We start from the raw sequence: 22,644 nt of genomic DNA, 5'->3' as shown, positions 1-22,644 counted from the left end.
GTGGCCGGACCGCCCACGACGAAGGGCCCCGCCGCATCTGCACCATGCGGTGGGGCCCTTCCCGGTCCGGGGACCCGGCCGGGCGTTCGCCCAGGGGCCGGGCGGCCCGTCGTTCACCGGCCGGACGGCCGGGTGGGGATCACTCCCCGATAAGGGCATCGACGAACGCTTCCGGCTCGAACGGCGCCAGGTCGTCGGCGCCCTCGCCGAGCCCGATCAGCTTGACCGGCACGCCCAGCTCGCGCTGGACCGCGACCACGATGCCGCCCTTGGCCGTGCCGTCCAGCTTGGTCAGCACGATGCCGGTGATGTCGACGACCTCCGCGAACACCCGGGCCTGCACGAGTCCGTTCTGCCCGGTGGTGGCGTCCAGGACGAGCAGCACCTCGTCGAGCGGGGCCTGCTTCTCGACCACGCGCTTGACCTTGCCCAGCTCGTCCATGAGTCCGGTCTTGGTGTGCAGCCGGCCGGCGGTGTCGATGAGGACGACGTCCGCCCCCATGTCCTTGCCCTCCTTCACCGCGTCGAAGGCGACGGAGGCGGGGTCGCCGCCCTCGGGCCCGCGCACGAGGTGGGCGCCGACCCGCTCGCCCCAGGTCTGGAGCTGCTCGGCGGCGGCGGCACGGAAGGTGTCGGCGGCGCCGAGGACGACCGTCCGGCCGTCGGCGACCAGGACCCGGGCGAGCTTGCCGGTGGTGGTGGTCTTGCCGGTGCCGTTGACGCCGACGACCATCACGATGCCGGGCTTGCTGGTCTCGGGCTCGGTCTTGACCGTACGGTCGAAGTCGGTGCCGACCAGCGTGAGCAGCTCCTCGCGCAGCAGGCCGCGCAGCTGCTCGGGGGTGCGGGTGCCGAGCACCTTCACCCGCTCGCGCAGTCGTTCGACCAGCTCCTGGGTGGGCATCACGCCGACGTCGGCGGTGAGCAGCGTGTCCTCGATCTCCTCCCAGGTGTCGTCGTCGAGGTGCTCGCGCGACAGCAGGGTGAGCAGGCCCTTGCCCAGGGCGTTCTGCGAGCGGGAGAGGCGGGCGCGCAGGCGGACGAGTCGCCCGGCGGTGGGCTCCGGGATCTCGATGACCGGAGCCTCGACGGGAGGCTCCTCGACGGCCACCGGGGCCGAGGCCTCCGGAAGATCCACCTCCTCTATCGTGCGGCGCGGTTCTTCACGCGGCGTCTCGGCCTCTTCGCCGACCTGCGGTTCGGCCGGAGGCGCGGTGATGTCGGGCGCCGAGGGCGGCGGCGGGGGCAGCGACTTCGTCCGTCGACTGCCGACGACGAGCGCGCCGATCGCGGCGAGCGCGACCACGGCGATGACTACAGCAAGGATGACGGTTTCCATAACCCGTCCAGTATCTGTCATGGACCCAGGCAGGGCCCAGCTTGTGGTTTCCTCCAGCCCGGCGCGCCGCCCGGCGGACCCGGCCCGGCGAGCCGCGACATAGCAATCTGACGAGCCGTCAGCTACCGTCCTCCTCGCCGACCCGAAGGGGGACCCATGCCCGTCACCGTCGTACGCCTCAATCTCGTCGCCCCCGACGCCACGCCCGCCGCGCTGCACGAGCGCTACGCGGCGGCCCTGGAGATGGCGCGGTACGCCGACGACCACGGGATCACCACCATGCAGACCGAGGAGCACCACGGCGTCGCCGACAACTGGCTGCCGTCGCCGTTCGCCTTCGCGGGCGCCCTGCTCGGCGCGACCCGACGGCTGGCGGTGACGGTCTCGGCGGTGATCGGCCCGCTGTACGACCCGCTGCGGCTGGCCGAGGACATCGCGGTACTGGATCTGCTGAGCGGCGGGCGGCTGGTGACCGTCGCCGGGATCGGGTACCGGCCCGAGGAGTACGCCATGTTCGGGGTGGACTGGCGGCGGCGCGGCCGGCTCCAGGACGAGCTGCTGGAGACGGTCCTGAAGGCGTGGACCGGCGAGGAGTTCACTTACCGGGGCCGTACCGTGCGGGTCACCCCGCGCCCGTTCACCGCACCGCATCCCCTGCTGCTGGTCGGCGGTTCGTCGCGGGCCGCCGCGCGCCGGGCCGCGCGTCTGGGGCTGCCGTTCTTCCCCAGCGCGCATCTGCCGGAGCTGGAGGCGTACTACAAGGACCGGCTCGCGGAGTACGGCACCGAGGGCTGGACCATGATGCCCGCGGCCGAGACCCCGTTGCTGCACATCGCCGAGGACCCGGACCGGGTCTGGGCCGCGTACGGGAACCACTTCCTGCACGAGGCCCGTACCTATGCCTCCTGGCAGTCCGGTGACATCCGGTCGGCCGTGCGGTCCTCGGCCACGACGGTGGAGGAGTTGCGCGCCGAGGGCGTGTACCGGGTCCTGACACCGGAGGAGTGTGCGGCGCAGGGCCTGGACAACCTGGTCCTGCACCCGCTGGCCGGAGGGATGCCCGTCGAGGAGGGCCGGCGCAGTCTGCGGCTGTTCTGCGAGGAGGTGCTGCCCCGGCTCGACGGCTGAGCCGGGGCGGCACCTCCTACGGGAACGAGGAGAGAGGCAGCGGGGACTTGGCCCTTCTCCCCGAGCTCACGGGGAGAAGGGCGGTCAGCCCATCTCCTCCAGCGCCTTGCCCTTCGTCTCCTTCACGAACTTCAGGACGAACGGGATGGAGAGCGCGGCGAAGACCGTGTAGATCACGTAGGTCGCGGAGAGGTTCCAGTCGGCCAGCGACGGGAAGCTCGCGGTGATGGCCCAGTTGGCGATCCACTGCGCGGAGGCGGCCACGCCGAGGGCGGCGGCGCGGATCCGGTTCGGGAACATCTCGCCGAGGAAGACCCAGACGACCACGCCCCAGGACAGGGCGAAGAAGAGGACGAACACGTGGGCGGCGATCAGGGCGACCCAGCCCTGGGTGGCCGGCAGCTTGCCGTCGACGAGGTCGAACGAGAACGCCCAGGCCTCCAGTCCGAGGCCGATGACCATACCGACCGAACCGATGAGGGCCAGCGGCTTGCGGCCGATGCGGTCGACGAAGATCATCGCGATCACGGTGCCGATGATGTTGATGATCGACGTGGTGAAGGAGTAGAAGAACGAGTCCGTCGGGTCGACGCCGACCGACTGCCACAGCGTCGAGGAGTAGTAGAACGCGACGTTGATGCCGACGAACTGCTGGAAGACCGACAGGCCGATGCCGACCCAGACGATCGGCTTGAAGAAGAAGGAACCGCCGAGCAGGTCCTTGAAGCTGGACTTGTGCTCGCGCTTCATGGCGAGCTCGATCTCGGCGACGCGGGCCTTCAGGTCGCTCCTGTCGCCCTCGACCTCCCTGAGGACCTCAAGGGCGCGCTCCTCCTTGCCCACGGAGATCAGGAAGCGCGGCGACTCGGGGATCGCGAAGGAGAGCAGGCCGTACAGGGCGGCCGGGACGACCATGACGCCGAGCATGACCTGCCAGGCCTCCACGCCCAGCAGCTCACCGCGCTGGTCGCCGCCCGCGGCGTTCAGGATGCCCCAGTTCACCAGCTGCGAGATGGCGATGCCGACGACGATCGCGGCCTGCTGGAAGGAGCCGAGCCGACCGCGGTACGCGGCCGGGGAGACCTCGGCGATGTAGGCGGGGCCGATGACGGAGGCCATGCCGATGGCGAAGCCGCCGACGATCCGCCAGAGGGCGAGGTCCCACAGCGCGAACGGCAGTGCGGAACCGACCGCGCTGACCGTGAACAGGGCGGCGGAGATCTGCATGCAGCGGATACGCCCGATGCGGTCGGCTATCCGGCCCGCGGTCGCCGCGCCGATGGCGCAGCCGATCAGGGCGATGGCGATGACCTGGGCCAGCGCCGCGGAGCCGATGTCGTAACGGCTGCGGATGGCCTCGACGGCACCGTTGATCACGGCGCTGTCGTAGCCGAAGAGGAAGCCGCCCATCGCGGCGGCGGCCGCGATGAAGATGACATGCCCGAGATGATCGGGGTGAGCCGTTCTGGCTCCGGGTGGGGGCACCTGCGCTGTGCTGGTCACGTCTGACTCCTCGGGCCACCGGCCTCGCTGCCGGGATGTGGGGGCAAGCCCTTGGGTGATGGTTCCAGTGGCGCACAAGTTCACGCCTGCCACCACCTGAAGGTAAAAGCAATGTCGCAGAGACTATGCCTTCAAGTTTCGAAGTTAATAATCCTGAGAGTGTGAGCTTATGGACAAGGCGTACCCACCAAGTGTTCAAGTAGTGAACTGATTGGGGATACCAGGGTACGCTGATGTAGCGTGCACGCAACTAGCGAAGGCGCTGGGAGATGACCTTCGAGACACCGTCGCCCTGCATGGACACGCCGTAGAGCGCGTCGGCGACCTCCATCGTGCGCTTCTGGTGCGTGATCACGATCAGCTGCGAAGCCTCCTGGAGCTCCTGCATGATCCGGATCAGACGCTGGAGGTTGGTGTCGTCCAGCGCGGCCTCGACCTCGTCCATCACGTAGAACGGACTCGGCCGCGCCTTGAAGATCGACACCAGCAGCGCGACGGCCGTCAGCGACCGCTCACCGCCGGACAGCAGCGACAGCCGCTTGACCTTCTTGCCCGGCGGCCGTGCCTCGACGTCCACACCCGTGGTGAGCATGTTGTCGGGGTCGGTGAGCAGCAGCCGTCCCTCGCCGCCCGGGAACAGCCGGCCGAAGACGCCTTCAAACTCCCGTGCGGTGTCCCGGTACGCCTCGGTGAAGACCTGCTCGACCCGCTCGTCGACCTCCTTCACCACCTGGAGGAGGTCGGCACGGGTCTTCTTCAGGTCCTCGAGCTGCTCGCTGAGGAACTTGTGCCGCTCCTCCAGCGCCGCGAACTCCTCCAGGGCGAGCGGATTGACCTTGCCGAGCTGCTGGTAGGCCCGCTCGGCGGCCTTCAGCCGCTTCTCCTGCTCCGCCCGGACGAACGGCCTGGGCCGGTTGCGCGGGTGCTCCGGATCGTCCGGCAGCTCCTCGCCCTCGGCGGCGGGCGAGGGCGGCACCGGTTGGTGCGGGCCGTACTCGGACATGAGTCCCGCCGGTTCCACACCCAGTTCCTCCAGCGCCTTGGTCTCCAGCTGCTCGATCCGCAGCCGCTTCTCGGCGCCGAGTACCTCACCCCGGTGAACTGAATCCGTCAGTTTGTCGAGCTCCGCCTTGAGGTCACGTCCGGCGGCGCGGGCGGCGACCAGTTCCTGCTCGCGCTCGGCCTTGGCGGCCTCGGCCGCGATGCGCTCCTCGTCCGCCCGCCGCAGCGAGACCTCGACGTGCTCCAGGAGCTGCCGGGCGCCCGAGGCGACGGCCTCCGCGACGGCCGCCTCGTGCCGCAGCCGGGCGCGCCGCTGCTCCGCACGCGCGCGTGCCTCGCGTTCGGCGCGGGCCGCCCGGTCCAGGGAGTCGGCCCGCCCGGCGAGCGACTTGACCCGCTCCTCGTGCGTACGGACCTGGAGCCGCGCCTCCATCTCGGTCTGCCGGGCGTTGGCCCCGTCCGCGGCGAGCCGGTCGCGCACGGAGGTGTCCGGTTCCTCCTCGACCGGCATCTCCTCCGCCACGGCGAGCCGTTCGGCGAGCTCCTCCGCCTCCAGTACGGCCTTGTCGAGCGCGTCCTGCGCCCGGGCCGCGGCCGCCGTGGACCGCTCGGCCTCCCCGGCGGCGCCCCGGGCCTGGCCGGCCAGCCGGCCTAGCTGCTGCGCCACGGCCGACTTCTCCCGGTCGGCGGCCCGGCGCCGCTCCCCCAGCTCCTCGACGAGCGCGGCGCACTCCGCGCGCCGGGCGACGGCCGTCCGCTGCGCCCCGGTCAGCTCCTCGCACCGTACGGCCAGCACCTCCAGTTCGGCGGCCGCCTCGTCCACCGACGCCTGCACCTCCAGCAGACTGGGCGCGCCGGCCGACCCGCCGTGCGCGAAGTGCGCGCCCAGCAGGTCGCCCTCGGCGGTGACGGCGGTGAGTGCGGGGTGGGCGCCGACCAGGTCCACGGCCTCGTCGAGGCCGGCGACGACGACGATCCCGCGCAGCAGCCGCCGTACGGCGGGCATGAGGTCCGCGGGGGCGCGGACGAGGTCGGCGGCGAAGGGCGGCCGGTCCGTGGCGGGGGACGGTGGTACGTCGTCGGCGGCCGTCGGTACGTCGTCGTGGGGCGGTGGTACGTCGTCGGGGGCGCCGCCGAGCAGCAGCGCGGCCCGTCCCGCGTCCTGCTCGCGCAGCAGGCGGATGGCGTCGGCGGCCGCGGCGGGGCCGCTCGCCGCGAGGGCGTCGGCGGCGGCGCCGAGGGCGGCGGCGAGCGCGACCTCGTGTCCCGGGGCGACCGTCAGCAGTTCGGCGGCCGGGCCCAGCAGGCCGGTCAGCCGGTCCTTCGCCCCCAGCAGCGCGCCGGTGCCGTCCTTGCGGCGCAGCCCCAGGGCGAGCGCCTCGTGGCGGGCCCGGGTCGCGGCCCGGCTGCGTTCCGCCGCGCCGGCCGCCTCGCGGGCCTCGGTCAGGGCGGCCTCGGCTCCCGCGAGCTGCTCCTTCGCCGCGTCGTGCCGACCGGCGAGTTCGGCGTCGTCGGCGTCGAGCCCGTCCACCTCCGCCTTGAGCGCCTCGTACTCCTCCTGCGCGGTGACGGCCCGTTCCTGCGCCTCGTCCCGCGCGGCGGCGAGCCGGTCGATCTCGGCCTGGGCCGAGGCGGCACGCGAACGGGCCGCGTTGACCTGGCCGTTCAGCCGGGCCAGCCCCTCCCTGCGGTCCGCGATGGCGCGCGCGACGTCCTTCAGGCGCCGTTCCTCGACCGCGAGTTCGCGTTCCAGTTCCGCGCGGTGGGCCACGGTGTCGTCCAGGGCGTGCTGCGCCGCCTCCAGGAAGGCCTCCAGCTCGGCCTCCTGCTCGCGGATCCGGGCGGCCTCGCGCTCCATGTCCTCGGGGTCGCGGCCGCGCCGTTCGTCCGGGGGCGCGGAGGTCGCGCTCTTCACGCGCGCGTCGGCCAGGGAGACGGTGCCGCGTACCCGCTCGGCCAGCTGGGAGAGTTCGTACCAGGTCTGCTGCGCGCGCTGGAGCCGTGGCGAGAGTCGCCGTACCTCGTCCTCCAGCAGGGCCTCGCGCTGGAGCGCCTTCTTCAGCTCGTGCTCGGCGGCCTCCTTGCGTTCCTTCAGCGCCGCCTCGTCGGCGACCTCGGCGTCGAGCGCCTCACGCATCCGTACGAGATCGTCGGCCAGCAGCCGAAGGCGCGCGTCGCGCAGGTCCGCCTGGATCACCGCGGCCCGGCGCGCGACCGCGGCCTGCCGGCCCAGGGGCTTGAGCTGCCTGCGCAGTTCGTCCGTCAGGTCCTGCACGCGCGCGAGGTTGGCCTGCATCGCGTCCAGTTTCCGCAGCGCCTTCTCCTTGCGCTTGCGGTGCTTGAGGACGCCCGCGGCCTCCTCGATGAAGGCCCGGCGGCCCATGGGGTCGGCGTGCAGGACGGAGTCGAGCTGGCCCTGGCCGACGATGACGTGCATCTCACGACCGATGCCGGAGTCGGACAGCAGGTCCTGGATGTCGAGGAGACGGCAGGTGTCGCCGTTGATCTGGTACTCGCTGCCGCCGTTGCGGAACATGATCCGCGTGATGGTGACCTCGGCGTACTCGATGGGCAGCGCGCCGTCGGAGTTGTCGATGGTCAGGGACACCTCGGCACGGCCCAGCGGCGGGCGGCCGGTGGTGCCGGCGAAGATGACGTCCTCCATCTTGCCGCCGCGCAGCGACTTGGCGCCCTGCTCGCCCATGACCCAGCTCAGCGCGTCCACGACATTGGACTTGCCCGAGCCGTTCGGCCCCACGACGCACGTGATGCCCGGCTCGAACCGGAGCGTGGTCGCCGAGGCGAACGACTTGAAGCCGCGGAGGGTCAGCGCCTTGAGGTGCACGCCGCTGGACTCTACCTTCCGGTGATGTCTCACTCCATGAACCCGCGGTTTCACCCATGAACGTGCAGGGCACACCAGACGTTAAAGACGGTGAAAGGATGCGCGGGGGCAGGGATGCGGGGGCAGGCAGGGACCGGGGGAAGAAAGAAGGGACGCCGAAGCGTCCCTTGCAAACTCTGACAACTTAGCGGTTGATACGGGCAGCCCAACCACTGCGTGCGCTTTTGTGGAGCAGTGCAGCGATCAGGTGAGCGCAGGCTCCGCCTGGTGTGCGTCGATGCTCTCCATGATCCTGTCGTGAGAAGCGGCAGCCGTCAGCGCCTCGTTCTCGGCCTGGATCCGTCCGAGCTCGGATTCCAGGTCCTGTACGCGCTGCTGGAGCCGTCGCATCTCGGCGAGGAGTCGAGGGTCGGAGCCGCCGACGTAACCGAGAAGCGCCTTTGCCATGATGGATGGTCCTCCACACTGAGTGACCGACCGAAGCGGTGTGGGTCGTGAGGGATTCGCACCCGCGGTGCTTGGCACTCTTGAGTTGGTGCTGCCGTTCATCCATGCCAAACAGCTAAGGTGCGCGGGGCTTTCAGCGTCTCACCAAAAAGTTTGACGGTCAACACGATCACGCCCCGTATTGGCGGGCATCCCGGCGGCAGGCGGCCTGGGAACGGCGGCGCTGCGACTCCTGCGGGCCCCTCGGGGCGTGGCGATCATCCTTAGGTGCGGAGCTTGCCACCACAAGCCGTTCTTGGCAACCACCAGGAGCTTTCTGCTTCGGGCAGGTGCCCGTGGCATATCACTCCGCTTCCACCTGGGCTTCCGTGTGAGCGGAGTCAGCGGATGGCGAAACCGTCGTAGCCGCCGCGGGGTGTGTCCCAGATCTCGGTGACACCGGTGACCTTCCCGGGCGTGTCGTCTCCGCGGAGCCAGTCGAGGAGTCCCTCGCACCCCGGACGCGACCCTTCCGCCACGACCTGCACCCGTCCGTCGCCCAAATTGAGAGCAAAGCCACTCAGACCGCCGATCTCCAGGGCCTTGGCCCGGGTGAACCATCGGAAACCCACACCTTGTACCCGCCCACGCACCCAGGCGACCAGCCGCACGTCCTCGCTCATGACTGCAACCTAACCGGCCAATGTCCCTGGGGGCACTTCCTCCCCTCGCGTCATGCGGTACCGTCCCCACCCAATGAATCTCATATGAAACTCACTCGTTGGAGTGAGTCTGGCCGTCCAGGAACTGCGGGAAACCGCCAGGTCGGCCGCCTGGACTCGGGACAGGCTCGGGTCGGCCGGATGGACGAGCAAGGACGAGGAAGGCTAGGACATGGGACGCCACGGACGCTCCGCCCCGGGCCACGCCGCGGAGGTCATGGAGGCGCACGACCCCTCCATAGCCGGCTGGGGCGACCGCGGCCCGCAGGCCTCGTACGGTGACGCCCCGACGACCATGGGCACGGCGCCCTACCTCGGCCGTGACACGTACGACTCGTACGGCTCGTACGACTCCTACGGGGGCGCCCCGGCCGCGACGGGCACGGCGCCCTACCTGAACCCCACCTCCTACACCGAGACCACCGCCCACGGCGACGCCTATTCCTACGGGCCGCAGGACGGTGGCGCGTGGCCCGGCGAAACCATGACGTTCCCGTCGGGCACCTCTGACGGGAACGGGCACGGGTACGGGTACGGGCCCGAGTACGGGTACGGGCCCGAGTACGGGTACGGAAACACGTACGGGAACACGTACAGCCACCCCGTCCTGGACGAACGCGTCGCCCACGCCGGCCGTCCGGTCCACGAGGACCGTCCCGTCCGCGACGAGCGCCCCGTCCACGAGGAGCGCCTCGCCCCCGAAGGCCGCCAGGTCCGCGACCCCCGCTTCCCCCGCGACGCCGCCTTCACCCGCAGCTTCCTGTCCGACGGCTTCACGCCCGACGAGGGCGTACGACGCTCCGGGCGCCGCCGCAAGAAGCGCGCCGCGACCCCGGTGCGCAGTGGGCTGCTCGGCGTCTCGGCCGCGGTGGCCCTGGGTACCGTCGCGGTCGCCACCGGCGTGGTGCCCGGCCTGGAGAACTACCGGCTCGGCGGTGGCACCAGCGGCAGCGACAACGTGCAGGCCGCCGGCTCCCCGTCCAACTCCGCGACGGAGCAGGGCGGCACGTCCGGCACCGCGGCCGAGCGCGACGACTCCACGGCGACCAGCCGCGACTCCCAGCGGGCGAGCACGCCGTCGGCGTCCGCCCCGACGACGCCGGCCGCCCCGAAGCCCAGCGCGACGCCGAGCACCACGCCCTCGAAGACGCCGACGGCGGACCCCGGCACCGCCGAGACCACCCCGTCGCAGGAGCCGACGACGGCCACCAAGGCGCCTAAGGAGTCCAGCTCCGCGGTGACGGTGTCCGCCGAGGCGCAGGCCGAGGCGGAGGTGCTGAGGCTCGTCAACGAGGAGCGGGCGAAGGTCGGCTGCAGCGCCGTGACGGCGAGCGGCGATCTGACGAAGCTGGCCGAGGCCTTCAGTGAGGACATGGCCCAGCGCAACTTCTTCGACCACACCGACCCGGACGGCGCCACGCCGTGGGACCGGGCGGCGAAGGCGGGCATCAGCAACCTCGGCGGCGAGAACATCGCACGGGGCCAGGCGGACGCCGAAGCCGTCATGGAAGCCTGGATGAACAGCCCCGGCCACCGGGCCAACATCCTGAACTGCGACTTCAACACGCTGGGCGTGGGGGTGCACCTCGGCGAGGGCGGCCCCTGGTGGACCCAGGACTTCGGCTACTGAGATAACCGCAGGTCAGGGGCCTAGAAACCGTCTGGGGCCGTCCCGGGCCGTCAGCCGTAGGTTCATACGGGAGGACGCGGTCCACGGCGGCCCGGGTGCGGGTACCGCTCGACGGCATCAGGTGGGTGTACGTCCGCAGCGTGAACCCAGGGTCGTGGTGACCGAGGTACTCACTGAGTGCCTTGATGCTCTCCCCCGCGTCCAGGAGCACCGAGGCGTAGAAGTGCCTCAGCGCGTGCATCCCGTTGTCCCGCCCTGTCTCGACCTCGGCCGCCCGGAGCGCCGGCCGCCATACCCGGTCGTTGAAGCGGTTACGGTCGAGCGGCCGTCCCGCGCCCTGTCGGAAGCCTTCCGCGTGGTGAAGCCGGGTGGTCTGGTCGCTGCGGCCGCAATCAACCGCTACGCATCACTCTTCGAGCACGTCACGTACGCCCACCTCCATACCGAACGGATTGATAACTCCGTCTCCAAGATTCTTGATACGGCTGTCTATGGCAGTGCCCGAGGCTTCGCCTTGTCGTACTTACACCGTGCCGCAGAGCTTGTGGCGGAGCTGGAGGCTTCCGGACTGACGGACGTCCAGGTCTTCGGCATCGAGGGGCCCGCCTGGTCCCTCGTGAAGGCGGCTGAACAACAGCCGGGCGAGGGCCCCACGGAGGAGCTGATTGCCTCTGCTCTGGACGCAGCGCGCATGGCGGAGCCGTACCCGGAACTGCTCGCCGCCAGCTCGCATCTGTTGGCGGTCGGTAGGAATCCCGCTGACATCAACGACTGACACCAACGGGCCAACATGGGCCAGTCTCGATTGCTGCTCAATCCGGTGCGGTGCGTATGTGTCCGTGGGCGTTCAGCACGTCGCCTGACCTGCGCAGCGAACCCGTTGGTGGATGTTCCCGGACCACTGCGGAGCAAGCCCGGACAGCTCGTAGCGAGGGTCGCTGGTGTGCTGACTGATCATTCACCGATATCGGCATCGTTTCGTGCCGCATCCAACTGCTCCAAGAACCTGACGGCGCTCAGGGTGTCTGGGTGGTCTTCGCCCAGTACCCGGCGCCGTCGGGTCAGGGTGTCTTCGCCCAGGGCGTAGGCCTCCTCCGTTCGTCCCAGCGCCGCCAGATCGATGGTCAGGTTGGAGGCGGTGTTGAGGGTGTGGGGGTGGTCTTCGCCCAGTACTCGGCGTAGTCGGGTCAGGGTGTCTTCGCCCAGGGCGTAGGCCTCCTCCGTTCGTCCCAGCGCCGCCAGATCGATGGTCAGGTTGGAGGCGGTGTTCAGGGTGTTGGGGTGGTCTTCGCCCAGTACCCGGCGCCGTCGGGTCAGGGTGTCTTCACCCAAGGCGCACGCCTCCTCCGTTCGTCCCAGCGCCGCCAGACGGATGGCCAGGTTGGAGGCAGTGGTCAGACTGTCTGGGTCGTCTTCGCCCAGTATCCGGCGCCGTCGGGTCAGGGTGTCTTCGCCCAGGGCGTAGGCCTCCTCCGTTCGTCCCAGCGCCGCCAGATCGGTGGCCAGGTTGGAGGCGGTGTTCAGGGTGTTGGGGTGGTCTTCGCCCAGTACTCGGCGTAGTCGGGTCAGGGTGTCTTCGCCCAGGGCGTAGGCCTCCTCCGTTCGTCCCAGCGCCGCCAGATCGATGGCCAGGTTGGAGGCGGTGTTCAGGGTGTCTGGGTGGTCTTCGCCCAGTATCCGGCGCCGTCGGGTCAGGGTGTCTTCGCCCAGGGCGTAGGCCTCCTCCGTTCGTCCCAGCGCCGCCAGACGGATGGCCAGGTTGGAGGCGATGGACAGGGTGTGGGGGTGGTCTTCGCCCAGAAGGCGGCGGCGGCGCTGGAGAGTGTCCTCGTCCAGGACGCGGGCGCCCTCGTGGTTCTGGGTGTCGTCGTGGGCGCGGGCGAGGTACTGGGCGGTCCAGAGGGTGCCTTCGTGGTCTGGACCGAGTTGCCGGGACCAGGTGTGGTGCAGCCGCTGGAGGCGGTCTCGAGCGGTGCGGGCCTGGCCGCGGTCCATCAGGTACCAGCAGGCACTGCGGACTACATTCCGTCCCGCTTCGCTGGTGATGAGGGCTGGTTCCACGGCAAGGAGATGGGGCAGCAGCACTCGCCATGCGGGCCACGTTGAGGGATCTTTGACGTCTCCGGGACGGGCCGCAGTCAGGAGCGCTTCAGCGTTCGGGCCCGCCTGCTCGCGTTGGTCTTGCGTGAGCTGGTCACGTACCACGGTCTGGGTAAGGCGATGGAGCTGAATGGTGCCGTCCTGGACTCGGGCCAGGCTGTGCCGGGTGATGGCGCGCAGCGCTGTAGTGCCGGTCAGCCGGGTGGCCAGGGCCTCCGCCAGGGGCGTGGAGGCGCTTGGGGGGAGGTGGCCGGCACAGGTGGTAACGGGGAAGGGTTCGGGAGCCAGCAGGGTCAGGGCGGAGAGCAGGGCGGCTGCGCCGGGATGGTCGGATTTCAGGCGGGTGGTAGTGAGACGGACCTGCGCGGCCAGGGAGACGGGGTAGTCGGCGGGGTGGCTCTGGGCCAGGACCTCGGCGGTGTTGCGGGCCAGTTCGGCGGTCAGGTCGGCGGCGGACAGACCGTCGGTGAGCAGGGCGGCGGCCTGGGCGAGGCCGAGGGGGAGGTCGTCGAGGGCGCGGGCGAGCTGGTCGGCGTCGGTCTCACTCAGAACGGCGCCGTGGGCATGCAGCAGGGCGACCGATTCGGCACGGGTAAAGACGTCGACGTTCAGCGGGCTGGCGTGGGCGTGCCAGCGAGGGCTGCGGGAGGTGACGAGTACGTGGCCACCGCCCCCCGGCAGATAGGGGGCCAGGACCGCTTGGTCTTCGGTGTTGTCGAAGACCAGCAGCCAGCGGGAACGGGTGCGCAGCTCGGCCAGCAGCGCGTCGACGGCGTCGGTGGGGGGCGCGCCGGCAGGCGCGGCGCCGGTGCGGGTGGCGAGGGTGGCGAGCTGATCGGGGATGAGGGCGGGATCCTCGGCGGCGATCCACCAGGCCAGTTCGTATTCGCCGGCGAAGCGGTGCGCGTACTCGACGGCGAGCTGGGTCTTGCCGACCCCGCCCCGTCCGTGCAGCGCCTGGACCGTCACGCAACTACTGACCATCAGTGTCTGACGCAGCCGGACCAGGAGAGTGTCCCGGCCGGTGAAGGAGGCGTTACGGGCAGGCACGTTCCACACCCGCGGCAGCGACCCGGGCAGACGCGGGCCGCTGCCACCCAGCTGCCGCAACGCCCCGGGAAAGGCCGGCGCAACGGTCGGCCGACGCGGGCCGCTGACCGCCTCCAGCAGGACCTGGCGGGCCTCCTCCTCGCCCAGCCCGAACAAATCCCGGGCGAGGACGGGGCGCAGGATCGCCGGCGAGACGACCTCGGACACACGAACCGGGGTGATCTTCTCCTTCATCGCCACGATGGAGGTCCACTCGGGCGTGGTGAACCGGTCCGGCTCGAAGTAGGCCGGGGAGAACAACGCCAGTAAACGCCCCCGTTCCAAAGCGGCGTCCATCTTCAGGACGAAGTTGTCACCCGCACCCCAGTCCCAGTAGTCCAACTCCACGTGAAAGCCGGCGTCGAGCAACTGCCACGCCGCCCACTCCGCCCAGGCCCGATCCGCCCCCGCATGACTGACGAACCACGCCCCGTCAGACACCTCAACGCCGCCCATACCGATCCCCCGAGACCAGTCACCGCACTGAGCCTCCGAGCCTAGAACCCCCCGCCCCCAACCGACCCGCGTTCACCCACACAAGCCAGGAAACAGCCACGATCCCCGACCACGCCGACCACAAGCGACGAAGGCAGGAATGGATCTTTGTAGACAGCCCGCCTCGGCAGTAGTCGATGGCGTGGTCTGCGGGCTCGTCGGCCGAAGTCCCTTTCTGCGGGCCTCGGTCGCATGCTGATGCCACGTAGGACAGGATCTTAGCGTTACTCCCTCTTCCGTGCCCGCTGCTTATGGCCGCAGCGGCGTGTGGTCGCATATAGCCCCTCGGTGACGCCGCCACGACCTCCAGGTGTCCCCCAAGGCCGGTGGGAAGGGGTGAATCCGCAGGTCACAGATGCTGGACCTAGCCCGCTGTAAATGTGCTGCCGAGCCGAGGGCAACGGGTGCCATCCTCACCCGCGATTCCGCGACCGCGAAGAACGCCCGCCTCTCGCCTCGTGGTGCGTCAGGATCCGGGGTTTGGATAGGCGCCGAGGAGGTTGGGCACGCCGCAGGCGCTGGCTAGGAGGTCGGCGTACGCGGCAAGGATGGGACGGGTGTCGTTCAAGGCGGCTCGCAGCTGAACCGACTGGGGCCAAGCGCGCTCATGGTCGCGACGGGAGCGGTCCGCAGGGCGGCGGCTCTCCCAGTCCTCCAACGCAGGGTGCCAGGCGGCAAGGAGCGGGCGTACGCCGTAGTTGAGCATTGCCACCGCCAGGTACCCGAAGTTGTACTCGCCGTTCCGTTTCGGTTCGGCGACCTGTGGCCCGTGACGGCGCAGGATCTCACGAGTGGTGCCAAACAGCGAGTACAGGCTCGTCAGCGCCTCTCGCAGCAGGCCCTCGTCCTCCCGCAGCGGCACAACAGACACTCGGGTGATCAGCTCTACATACAGCTCCCAGGCAGCTCGTCGCTCCGCGTCGTTTGGCTCCCAGCTGCCTGCGATCTCAAGCATCGGCAGCTTCAGTCTGACTTCCACGTTCTTCGGCGCCTGGGCCATGCCCCTGCCCCTTCCTACCTATGAGATCTCGGCGTTCTCCGCCCTGTCCCACGCTATACACGAGATCATGGCCGGTGCTCCACATTACGAGCGTCAGTGGATTCGGGGGTCAACGGTGACCGACATCGCGCAACGAATTTTTGTCAGCTATGCAGGTCCGGACCGGGCCTGGGCGGAGTGGGTCAGCTGGCAGCTTCAGCAGGCTGGGCACCAGGTTGAGCTGGACCGGTGGCACTGGCGCACCGGGGACGACTTCATCCAGAAGATGAACTTGGCTCTCGACAGGGCCGACGCGGTGGTGGCCCTGTTCTCCAGGCAATACTTCGCCCTTAAACGGTGGACTCAGGAGGAGTGGTCGGCCACCCTGGCGCTGCGGGGACGCCTCGTTCCGGTGGCGATCGAGCAACTGGCCGACGACGACATCCCCGCCCTCTTGGTCGGGATGCTGCGCACAGGCGTTTACGGTCTGGACGAGACCGCCGCTACTGCTGCCCTGCTCGAAGCCGTTCATGGACCGGTTCCCCCTGCCGGTCCGGTTACCTTCCCCGGCGCCGCCTCCGCCGATACGACTACGGAACCTGATACACAGCGTCCTCGGCTGCCCAGCAGCGTCGGTCTTCCTGAGGTGTGGAATGTCCGTCGCCGCAACCCCGACTTTTCCGGCCGCGAGGCTGTTATGGGGCAGCTTCGTACCGGTTTGCTCAGCGGACACCAAGCAGTGGTCCAGGCGCTCCACGGCATGGGCGGCATCGGAAAGACCCAGGTTGCCTTGGAGTACGCTCACCGCTTCGCCAGCCAGTACGACCTCGTGTGGTGGGTCGATGCCGAGCAGGCCGACCAGTTGCCCGTCCGCTATACCGAACTCGCCGACCGCCTCGGCATTGCCAAATCCGACGCCGGCTCCGAGCCCAACGCCCATGCTCTTCTCCAGCATCTGCGGACGCGGCACCGCTGGCTTCTCATTCTCGACAACGCTGAACACCCTGATCAGATCGAGCCCTGGCTCCCCGAGGGGCCAGGCCATGTTCTGATCACCTCACGCAACCCCGACTGGCACGGGATCGCTCACCAGAGTGACCTGGACGTGTTCACCCGCACCGACTCCTTGGCCTACCTCAAAAGTCGTATCTCGGGAATGACTACCGAGCACGCCGACCTCTTGGCGCAGGATCTCGGCGACCTACCCCTTGCGCTCGCCCAGGCTGCGGGAGTTCTGCGCAGCGGTATGACCCTGGACCGCTACCGTCAACTTCTCAACAGCGACACTGCACGCCTCCTGCAGGAGAGTGACGTGCGCGACTATCCCGCGTCGCTGGCCGCGGCGGTCAACATCGCCGTTACGCGCCTCGTGGACGACGGCCACCCCGATGCCACCGCCATGCTCCGTCTCGGCGCGTTCCTCGGCCCCGAACCCATCCCTACCGCCTGGCTGGAAACGGCCCGCCCCCGACTGGCCACCATTCCCGGCGACCCTGACGACCCGATGTGGCTGCGCAACGCCCTCCAGCCCCTCGGTCGCTTCGGACTGGCCCGCACCGACTTCGACACATTCCAGATCCACCGAGTAACCCAGGCCATCCTCCGTACCCAGACCAGTCCCGAACTGGTCGCAGCAATCCGCGACGACGTCACCGCTGTCCTAGCAGCAATCAGCCCGGGTGACCCGCAATCTCCAGCTGACTGGCCAGCGTGGGCCTCTCTCACCGCCCACCTCACCACCCCCCACGTCACCACCGCGATCACCAACCGGCCTGCACTGCGCCCCACCCTCTCGAAAGCGGCTCACTTTCTCATCTGCAGCGGCCTGCCGCGCGCCGCCCATGACCTCAGCGCAGTACTGCATCAGGCATGGAGCACCGATGTGGGGCCAGATCACCCCGACACCCTTACCTGCGCACAGTTCCTGGGGCACGCGACCGTCGGGCTCGGCGACTACGTCAAAGGCCACCTCATCGTCGAGGACACCCTTGTCCGTCGCCGCCGTGTTCTGGGTGAGGATCATCCCGACACCCTCCAGTCAGCCAACGATGCGTCCATCACCATGACTTACACGGGGGAGCATGTGGAGGCCCGCCGCATGAAGGAGGATGTTCTTGCGCGTCGCGGCCGTGTACTGGGTGAAGACCATCCCGACACCCTCACTTCCGCCAACAATCTCGCCAGCACCCAGCACTCCTTGGGGGAGTATGCGGAGGCCCGCCGCATGCATGAGAATGTTCTTGCGCGTCGCGGCCGTGTACTGGGTGAAGACCATCCCGACACCCTCACTTCCGCCGGCAACCTCGCCACCACCCTGAACTCCTTGGGGGAGCACGCCGAGGCCCGCCGCATGCATGAGAATGTTCTTGCGCGTCGCGGCCGTGTACTGGGTGAAGACCATCCCGACACCCTCGCTTCCGCCGGCAACCTCGCCAGCACCCTGAACTCCTTGGGGGAGCACGCCGAGGCCCGCCGCATGGAGGAGGACGTTCTTGCGCGTCGCGGCCGTGTACTGGGTAAGGACCATCCCGACACCCTCACTTCCGCCAACAATCTCGCCACCACCCTGAACTCCTTGGGGGAGCACGCGGAGGCCCGCCGCATGCATGAGGATGTTCTTGCGCGTCGCGGCCGTGTACTGGGTAAGGACCATCCCGACACCCTCAGTTCCGTTGGCAACCTCGCCAGCACCCTGCACTCCTTGGGGGAGTATGCGGAGGCTCGCCGCATGCATGAGAATGTTCTTGCGCGTCGCGGCCGTGTACTGGGTAAGGACCATCCCCACACCCTCAGTTTCGCCAGTAATCTCGCCACCACCCTGAACTCCTTGGGGGAGCACGCGGAGGCCCGCCGCATACATGAGGATGTTTTTACGCGTCGCGGCCGTGTACTGGGTAAGGACCATCCCGACACCCTCGCTTCCGCCGGCAACCTCGCCAACACCCTGCACGCTCTCCGTCAATACCCGGAGGCGGTCGAACTCTTGAAGCATGTACATACCAGCTATGTACGTCTCTTCGGCGCGACGCATCCCGACACTGAGCGCGCTACCCGGAATCTCGCCGCTGCACTGACCTCGATGGGACGGGCACATGAAGCGCAGCAGCTCACTAGTCGGAAACCGAACAAGGGCAAACGCCGATTTGGCCGCAAACGCCGTTAGCAAAGCATGGCTAGTGTCTCCAATGCGCAATGCAGGATCGTGCTCACGCCGTAATCAGCCCCCGGCACAGACGGACAGAGCATGAAAGTTGACGGCGCTTACAGATCTCGGCTTGATGGGGCGAGCGTGGGACAGCTTCACCCAGCAGTGACTCAAATCTCTGGCCGGAGACAGGCGCACGCGCGGTCTGTAAATCTGCCGGGCCTGCTCTGTCCGCTTGCATTACTGGCGCCACCCCACGAACGACGCACCAGTACGGGGCCGCCCACGGGCCGTCCGAGGGGAGCCTGCAACGACCAACGACGACGGGTAACAACGGCATCCTTGCTGGTCAGACACGTACTGCTGGGAATCCACTGAGGTAGCCGAGCCAGGTCATCACTTCTTCGGCTACTGAGATAACCGCAGTTCAGGGGCCTAGAAACCGTCTGGGGCCGTCCCGGGCCGTCAGCCGTAGGTTCATACGGGAGGACGCGGTCCACGGCGGCCCGGGTGCGGGTACCGCTCGACGGCATCAGGTGGGTGTACGTCCGCAGCGTACGCCACGGCCTGCAAGCTTTGGCCGGAGGTGGAGTTCGTCAGCGCGTCGACGCCCGTGACCTTTGAGCAGTACGTGGAGAGTGTCCAGGACGTGCGTCTGGTCATCGACATGCTCGTGGGCGCGCTTCAGCGCTTGCTGATCTACCCGGAGCAAGGGTTCATGATCAGCCAGCCCATACCGCCGGACGTCATGGACGCCTATGAGCGGTTGTGCCGCGAAGGGTTCACCGGTCGCCTGGTCGCACTGGAAGTGCCGCGCGCTAACGCGTGTCAGCGATCACGCAATTCCCCGCTCTGTGCGGTTTCAGCGTCACGTAATTCCCCACCCCGCGATCACGATTCCCCAAGGGGACAGCGACCGCGGACAGGGGCTGAAGGCACCAATCCCGGCGCCGGGCTCGGGTCCGGCTCGTCGGCTCTAGTACTCCAGTGTGACTTTGCGATCTTGTTGGTCTGCGATGGATCTACGGGAGCGACGGCGAGCTGGGAGTCTGGCTGAACAGCGCTCGGTAGGGTCGGATCATGAACACCGACGAGAGTGGCTCCGCCGACGTGGCACCTGCTCTGAACTGGCAGGACGCGTCGACGTTGCGATGGGTCGAGCGGCCCGAGGACGTCGACGCCGCCTTCCGCCGGGGCGAGCCCCTCGTCGGGGTGGCCGTCACTCTGGCGCTGAACCACGACAACGCCGATGCGATCTTGCCGCAAGTCGCTCGGGCGATGGCAGCTGATGATCCGGAGATCCGCCGCCAGGGCGTTGTCGCCCTCGCCCACGTAGCCCGGCTGCACCGTTGCGTGGATCAGCGGTGCCTCAATCTGCTGCGCGGCTTCCCTCGTGGCAACGAAGCCGACGATGACCTGTGGTCTTTCGTGGACCACCGGCTGCTGCCGTGGTGGCTTTCGTGCCATCACGCCGGCCAGCGATTGCTCTGGCTGCTCCGTGACAGATGGCGGGGTTGAGATGCGGTCCGATGGCGGGAACGGAACGGCCGCCGCGTGATCATCAAGGGTTGTGTGGACTCATGATGATCGTGCGGTGGCCGCGAGCCTCAGCATAGACGCCGCCCGATGGCGGGCGATGTTCGACCAAGCGGTGTCGAGAATCGCTGGCAGGTTCCGCCGGGTCGAGCCCCAGGCGACGGCCCGTGCCTACCTGTTCGGACTACTCTCCGCCGTCGAGCGGAAGAACTGCTGGCAGCTGGCCGAACAGGCCGGCCACACCCGTCCCGGGCCGATGCAGCGGCTGCTGCGAACCGCACGCTGGAACGCTGATGACGTCCGCGACGACGTCCGTGCCTACGTCGTCGAGCACCTGGGCGCCGACAACGGCGTGCTGATTGTCGATGAGACCGGGTTCTTGAAGAAGGGCCGCGGTTCGGCGGGCGTCCAGCGGCAGTACACCGGCACGGCCGGACGGATCGAGAACAGCCAGGTCGGCGTGTTCCTCGCCTACGCCTCCCACCACGGGCGGGCCCTGATCGATCGCCGGCTCTATCTTCCAGAGCAGGCCTGGTGCGAGGACGCCGAGCTTCGCACCCGCGCGGGCGTCCCCGACCAGGCGGAGTTCGCGACCAAGCCCACGCTGGCCGGGCAGATGATCGCGGCAGCACTGGATGCCGGGGTCACCGCCTTGTGGGCGACCGGCGACGAGGCCTACGGCCAAGACCCGTTTCTACGAGTCCTGTTGGTGTCCCGCGGGATCGGCTACGTCCTGGCCGTCGCCTACAGCACCCGGGTGCGGATCAACCACGGGCGCACTCCTGTCCGAGCGGACACCGTTGCTGACCATCTGCCCGATGTCGCCTGGCACCGGCAAAGCGCCGGAGCCGGGGCGAAGGGGCCCCGCTACTACGACTGGGCCTGGATCGAGACCGACACGGACAGCCACCGGCACCTGCTGATCCGCCGGAGCCCCGCCAGCGGCGAGCTCGCCTTCTACCTGTGCTGGTCCCCACAACGGGTGCCGCTGTCGGAGCTGGTTCGGGTCGCAGGCACGAGGTGGTGCATCGAAGAATGCTTCCAGGCCGCGAAGGGCCAGGTCTGCCTGGACCACTACCAAGTCCGCCACTGGACCGCCTGGCACCGGCACATCACCCTGGCCATGCTCGCGCTGGCCTTTCTCGCCGTCCTGGCCGCCGACGCGACACCATCAAGACCCGCCCAGGCGAACCGTCCCGCACGCAGCAGCGACCCCATCGACCTGACCGTCCCCGAGATCCGCCGCCTGCTCGGGGCACTGCTCAACCCGCCCAGAACAGCCGCGAGCATGTTACTGGCCTGGTCAGCCTGGCGTCGGCAGCACCAGGCCACAGCCCGTCGCAGCCACTACCGGCGCCGACTTTCCGCCCCCCTCCATCGCATAGATCACGAAGATGCACTGGAGTACTAGCCGACACTGATGTTGAAGTCGGAGACACTGCCGTCCGCGGCAGTCAGGGTGACCGGGCCGAACGTGATGATCACGGCGGAGTTGCCTCCCGTTCCCCGGTAATAGCCGGTCGCCTCGGTTACCCGAACAGCCAAGGCCACGATCGTCGAAGCGGCCGTCTCATCGGCCTCCATCCTCGGCTGCGCGAGAGCGGGATGCCCGTTGGCTTCTGCCCAGTCCCGGAAGAGGCGCGCGTCTCGGCTCATATTGGGAAGGAGGCTCTGATTGGCCCAGGCCCACAGCCACGAGCTCGAGCCTGGGCTGAAGCTGCCGAGGATCTGTGCCGGTGCCGTGGCTGTCTTGTCGGGGAAGGTCCAGGTGATCATGCCTGTCGTCTGGTCGAGATCCCAACGGTCCGCTGATCCCAGACCCCAGGACATGTGCGCACGACCTAGCTGTTCGATCATGTCTTCGCCCTGCAGGATCAGCACACTCAGGTCAGCCGGCTCTGCAGACTGACCAGCACTCTCCGTCTTCTTTGCCCGCTTGAACATTCCCATGCCGCGGAGTCTGCCAGGGGCCACTGGCTAGCCGACGATGGCCCCTCACACCTGACACCTCGCGACCGACAGGGTGGGGAATTGCGTGACCGCTGGGCCGGGGAATTGCGTGATCGTCCACAACGCGTCCACCGATCCCAGCAAGACCGAGTCGGCGCCGCCCCTTGGATGCCTGATTCGCTGGACCACACGGCGGTGCGGCTACCGCAGTGACCCCGTAGTCCCAGGCAAGTTGTTACAGATTTCTCTACCTCATCAAGTGCCCGCGGGAGCGCGGGCTGGCCCCTGGGGCCCGACCCCTCTACGCCTTCGACGCCGGGGCCGGGACCCTGGGGCCGCAGCAGGCTACGGCCCACGAGTAGAGACCCGCGGCATGGAGCGCCTGGGTCAGAACGTGCCTCCGGCGGGGGCGCTCAGGCTCCGAGATGGCGGGGGCGCCGTTCGCGGGTGCCGACGAGTCAGTGGCGTGCGTGGGTGCTTCCATCCCGTCTGCCGTCGCCCCAGGCAGAGCCGAGCAGACGCGGCCCAGGGCGTCAAGATCATTCGTACAGCGGCGCGCTCCACTTGGACGCCCTGAACCACGCCCGCTCCACAGACGTGTGGGTCGACGGCAGACGGGATGGGAGCCGGGGTGAGTGGTGGGATGGGAAGACTGGGCCGGTGACAGGCCAGGACGCGACGAGGGATGATCCGCTCATGCGAATACGACGAGAGGCTCGCTGGGTCTTGTGGGGGCTGTGGCTTGCGTGTCTGGT

Annotated in this window: 13 protein-coding genes and 3 pseudogenes; 7 read left to right on the top strand and 9 right to left on the bottom strand. The window is 68.8% G+C overall.

From position 1 onward, the window contains the following. Positions 1 to 139: 139 nt before the first annotated feature. On the bottom strand, positions 140 to 1,339 hold the full coding sequence (gene ftsY / locus ACZ60B_RS26550; RefSeq protein ID WP_469391066.1) for a signal recognition particle-docking protein FtsY: 1,200 nt from the start codon (positions 1,337 to 1,339) through the stop codon (positions 140 to 142). A gap of 156 nt (positions 1,340 to 1,495) precedes the next feature. On the opposite strand from ftsY, the gene ACZ60B_RS26545 reads away from it, so the two are divergent. Then, a complete protein-coding gene (locus tag ACZ60B_RS26545) occupies positions 1,496 to 2,467 on the top strand; it encodes an LLM class flavin-dependent oxidoreductase (RefSeq protein ID WP_469391064.1) in 972 nt (323 codons plus the stop codon). Between the two features lie 84 nt (positions 2,468 to 2,551). Here ACZ60B_RS26545 and ACZ60B_RS26540 read toward each other — a convergent pair whose 3' ends face one another. The 4 genes from ACZ60B_RS26540 to ACZ60B_RS26525 form a co-directional block, all read right to left on the bottom strand. Further along, positions 2,552 to 3,970, bottom strand: coding sequence for a sugar porter family MFS transporter (locus ACZ60B_RS26540; RefSeq protein WP_469391062.1), 1,419 nt, complete (start codon positions 3,968 to 3,970; stop codon positions 2,552 to 2,554). 250 nt (positions 3,971 to 4,220) lie between these two features. Further along, a complete protein-coding gene (gene smc, locus ACZ60B_RS26535; RefSeq protein WP_469391059.1) occupies positions 4,221 to 7,817 on the bottom strand; it encodes a chromosome segregation protein SMC in 3,597 nt (1,198 codons plus the stop codon). 243 nt (positions 7,818 to 8,060) lie between these two features. After that, positions 8,061 to 8,264, bottom strand: coding sequence for a hypothetical protein (locus ACZ60B_RS26530; protein WP_020942469.1), 204 nt, complete (start codon positions 8,262 to 8,264; stop codon positions 8,061 to 8,063). 380 nt (positions 8,265 to 8,644) lie between these two features. Then, positions 8,645 to 8,926, bottom strand: a complete 282-nt coding sequence (locus ACZ60B_RS26525) for an acylphosphatase (RefSeq protein WP_469391057.1) — start codon at positions 8,924 to 8,926, stop codon at positions 8,645 to 8,647. A gap of 334 nt (positions 8,927 to 9,260) precedes the next feature. On the opposite strand from ACZ60B_RS26525, the gene ACZ60B_RS26520 reads away from it, so the two are divergent. Further along, entirely contained in the window at positions 9,261 to 10,595 is a 1,335-nt protein-coding gene (locus ACZ60B_RS26520) for a CAP domain-containing protein (protein WP_469391117.1), read from the top strand. Between the two features lie 31 nt (positions 10,596 to 10,626). Here ACZ60B_RS26520 and ACZ60B_RS26515 read toward each other — a convergent pair. Next, positions 10,627 to 10,920: pseudogene (locus ACZ60B_RS26515) on the bottom strand (tyrosine-type recombinase/integrase); the annotation flags it as partial. 9 nt (positions 10,921 to 10,929) lie between these two features. Between ACZ60B_RS26515 and ACZ60B_RS26510 the strand changes: the two are divergent. Then, positions 10,930 to 11,370: pseudogene (locus tag ACZ60B_RS26510) on the top strand (SAM-dependent methyltransferase); the annotation flags it as partial. Between the two features lie 179 nt (positions 11,371 to 11,549). Here ACZ60B_RS26510 and fxsT (ACZ60B_RS26505) read toward each other — a convergent pair. Both fxsT (ACZ60B_RS26505) and ACZ60B_RS26500 read right to left on the bottom strand, forming a co-directional pair. Continuing rightward, on the bottom strand, positions 11,550 to 14,240 hold the full coding sequence (gene fxsT / locus ACZ60B_RS26505) for an FxSxx-COOH system tetratricopeptide repeat protein (protein WP_469391055.1): 2,691 nt from the start codon (positions 14,238 to 14,240) through the stop codon (positions 11,550 to 11,552). 505 nt (positions 14,241 to 14,745) lie between these two features. Continuing rightward, positions 14,746 to 15,279: a hypothetical protein gene (locus tag ACZ60B_RS26500; protein ID WP_469391053.1), complete on the bottom strand. Its 534-nt coding sequence runs from the start codon at positions 15,277 to 15,279 to the stop codon at positions 14,746 to 14,748. 115 nt (positions 15,280 to 15,394) lie between these two features. On the opposite strand from ACZ60B_RS26500, the gene fxsT (ACZ60B_RS26495) reads away from it, so the two are divergent. From fxsT (ACZ60B_RS26495) to ACZ60B_RS26480, 4 genes and pseudogenes are all read left to right on the top strand, one after another. After that, complete coding sequence (gene fxsT / locus ACZ60B_RS26495; RefSeq protein ID WP_469391050.1) at positions 15,395 to 18,421, top strand: FxSxx-COOH system tetratricopeptide repeat protein; 3,027 nt, start codon at positions 15,395 to 15,397, stop codon at positions 18,419 to 18,421. Positions 18,422 to 18,956: 535 nt separating this feature from the next. Beyond that, a pseudogene (locus tag ACZ60B_RS26490) lies at positions 18,957 to 19,211 on the top strand (YdcF family protein); the annotation flags it as partial. Between the two features lie 272 nt (positions 19,212 to 19,483). Beyond that, positions 19,484 to 19,921: a hypothetical protein gene (locus ACZ60B_RS26485; RefSeq protein ID WP_469391048.1), complete on the top strand. Its 438-nt coding sequence runs from the start codon at positions 19,484 to 19,486 to the stop codon at positions 19,919 to 19,921. 118 nt (positions 19,922 to 20,039) lie between these two features. Beyond that, the gene (locus tag ACZ60B_RS26480) at positions 20,040 to 21,350 is read left to right on the top strand and encodes an IS701 family transposase (protein WP_469391115.1); all 1,311 of its coding nucleotides are present in this window, start codon (positions 20,040 to 20,042) and stop codon (positions 21,348 to 21,350) included. Here the strand turns inward: ACZ60B_RS26480 and ACZ60B_RS26475 are convergent. Beyond that, a complete protein-coding gene (locus ACZ60B_RS26475; RefSeq protein WP_469391046.1) occupies positions 21,347 to 21,889 on the bottom strand; it encodes a DUF6882 domain-containing protein in 543 nt (180 codons plus the stop codon). The two genes, ACZ60B_RS26480 and ACZ60B_RS26475, sit on opposite strands and share 4 nt — an antisense overlap. Positions 21,890 to 22,644: the final 755 nt, after the last annotated feature.

It is taken from the genome of Streptomyces sp. NPDC104096, from assembly GCF_055584385.1.
This window is presented reverse-complemented; position numbering and strand designations above follow the sequence as displayed.

Excerpts from the sequence above, each read along its gene's own strand:
- ACZ60B_RS26530 (WP_020942469.1), bottom strand. The coding sequence starts at position 8,264 with ATGGCAAAGGCGCTTCTCGGTTACGTCGGCGGCTCCGACCCTCGACTC.
- ACZ60B_RS26475 (WP_469391046.1), bottom strand. The coding sequence starts at position 21,889 with ATGGGAATGTTCAAGCGGGCAAAGAAGACGGAGAGTGCTGGTCAGTCT.
- ACZ60B_RS26520 (WP_469391117.1), top strand. The coding sequence starts at position 9,261 with ATGGGCACGGCGCCCTACCTCGGCCGTGACACGTACGACTCGTACGGC.
- ACZ60B_RS26525 (WP_469391057.1), bottom strand. The coding sequence starts at position 8,926 with ATGAGCGAGGACGTGCGGCTGGTCGCCTGGGTGCGTGGGCGGGTACAA.
- fxsT (WP_469391055.1), bottom strand. The coding sequence starts at position 14,240 with ATGGGCGGCGTTGAGGTGTCTGACGGGGCGTGGTTCGTCAGTCATGCG.
- ftsY (WP_469391066.1), bottom strand. The coding sequence starts at position 1,339 with ATGGAAACCGTCATCCTTGCTGTAGTCATCGCCGTGGTCGCGCTCGCC.
- ACZ60B_RS26545 (WP_469391064.1), top strand. The coding sequence starts at position 1,496 with ATGCCCGTCACCGTCGTACGCCTCAATCTCGTCGCCCCCGACGCCACG.
- ACZ60B_RS26485 (WP_469391048.1), top strand. The coding sequence starts at position 19,484 with ATGAACACCGACGAGAGTGGCTCCGCCGACGTGGCACCTGCTCTGAAC.
- ACZ60B_RS26500 (WP_469391053.1), bottom strand. The coding sequence starts at position 15,279 with ATGGCCCAGGCGCCGAAGAACGTGGAAGTCAGACTGAAGCTGCCGATG.
- ACZ60B_RS26480 (WP_469391115.1), top strand. The coding sequence starts at position 20,040 with ATGTTCGACCAAGCGGTGTCGAGAATCGCTGGCAGGTTCCGCCGGGTC.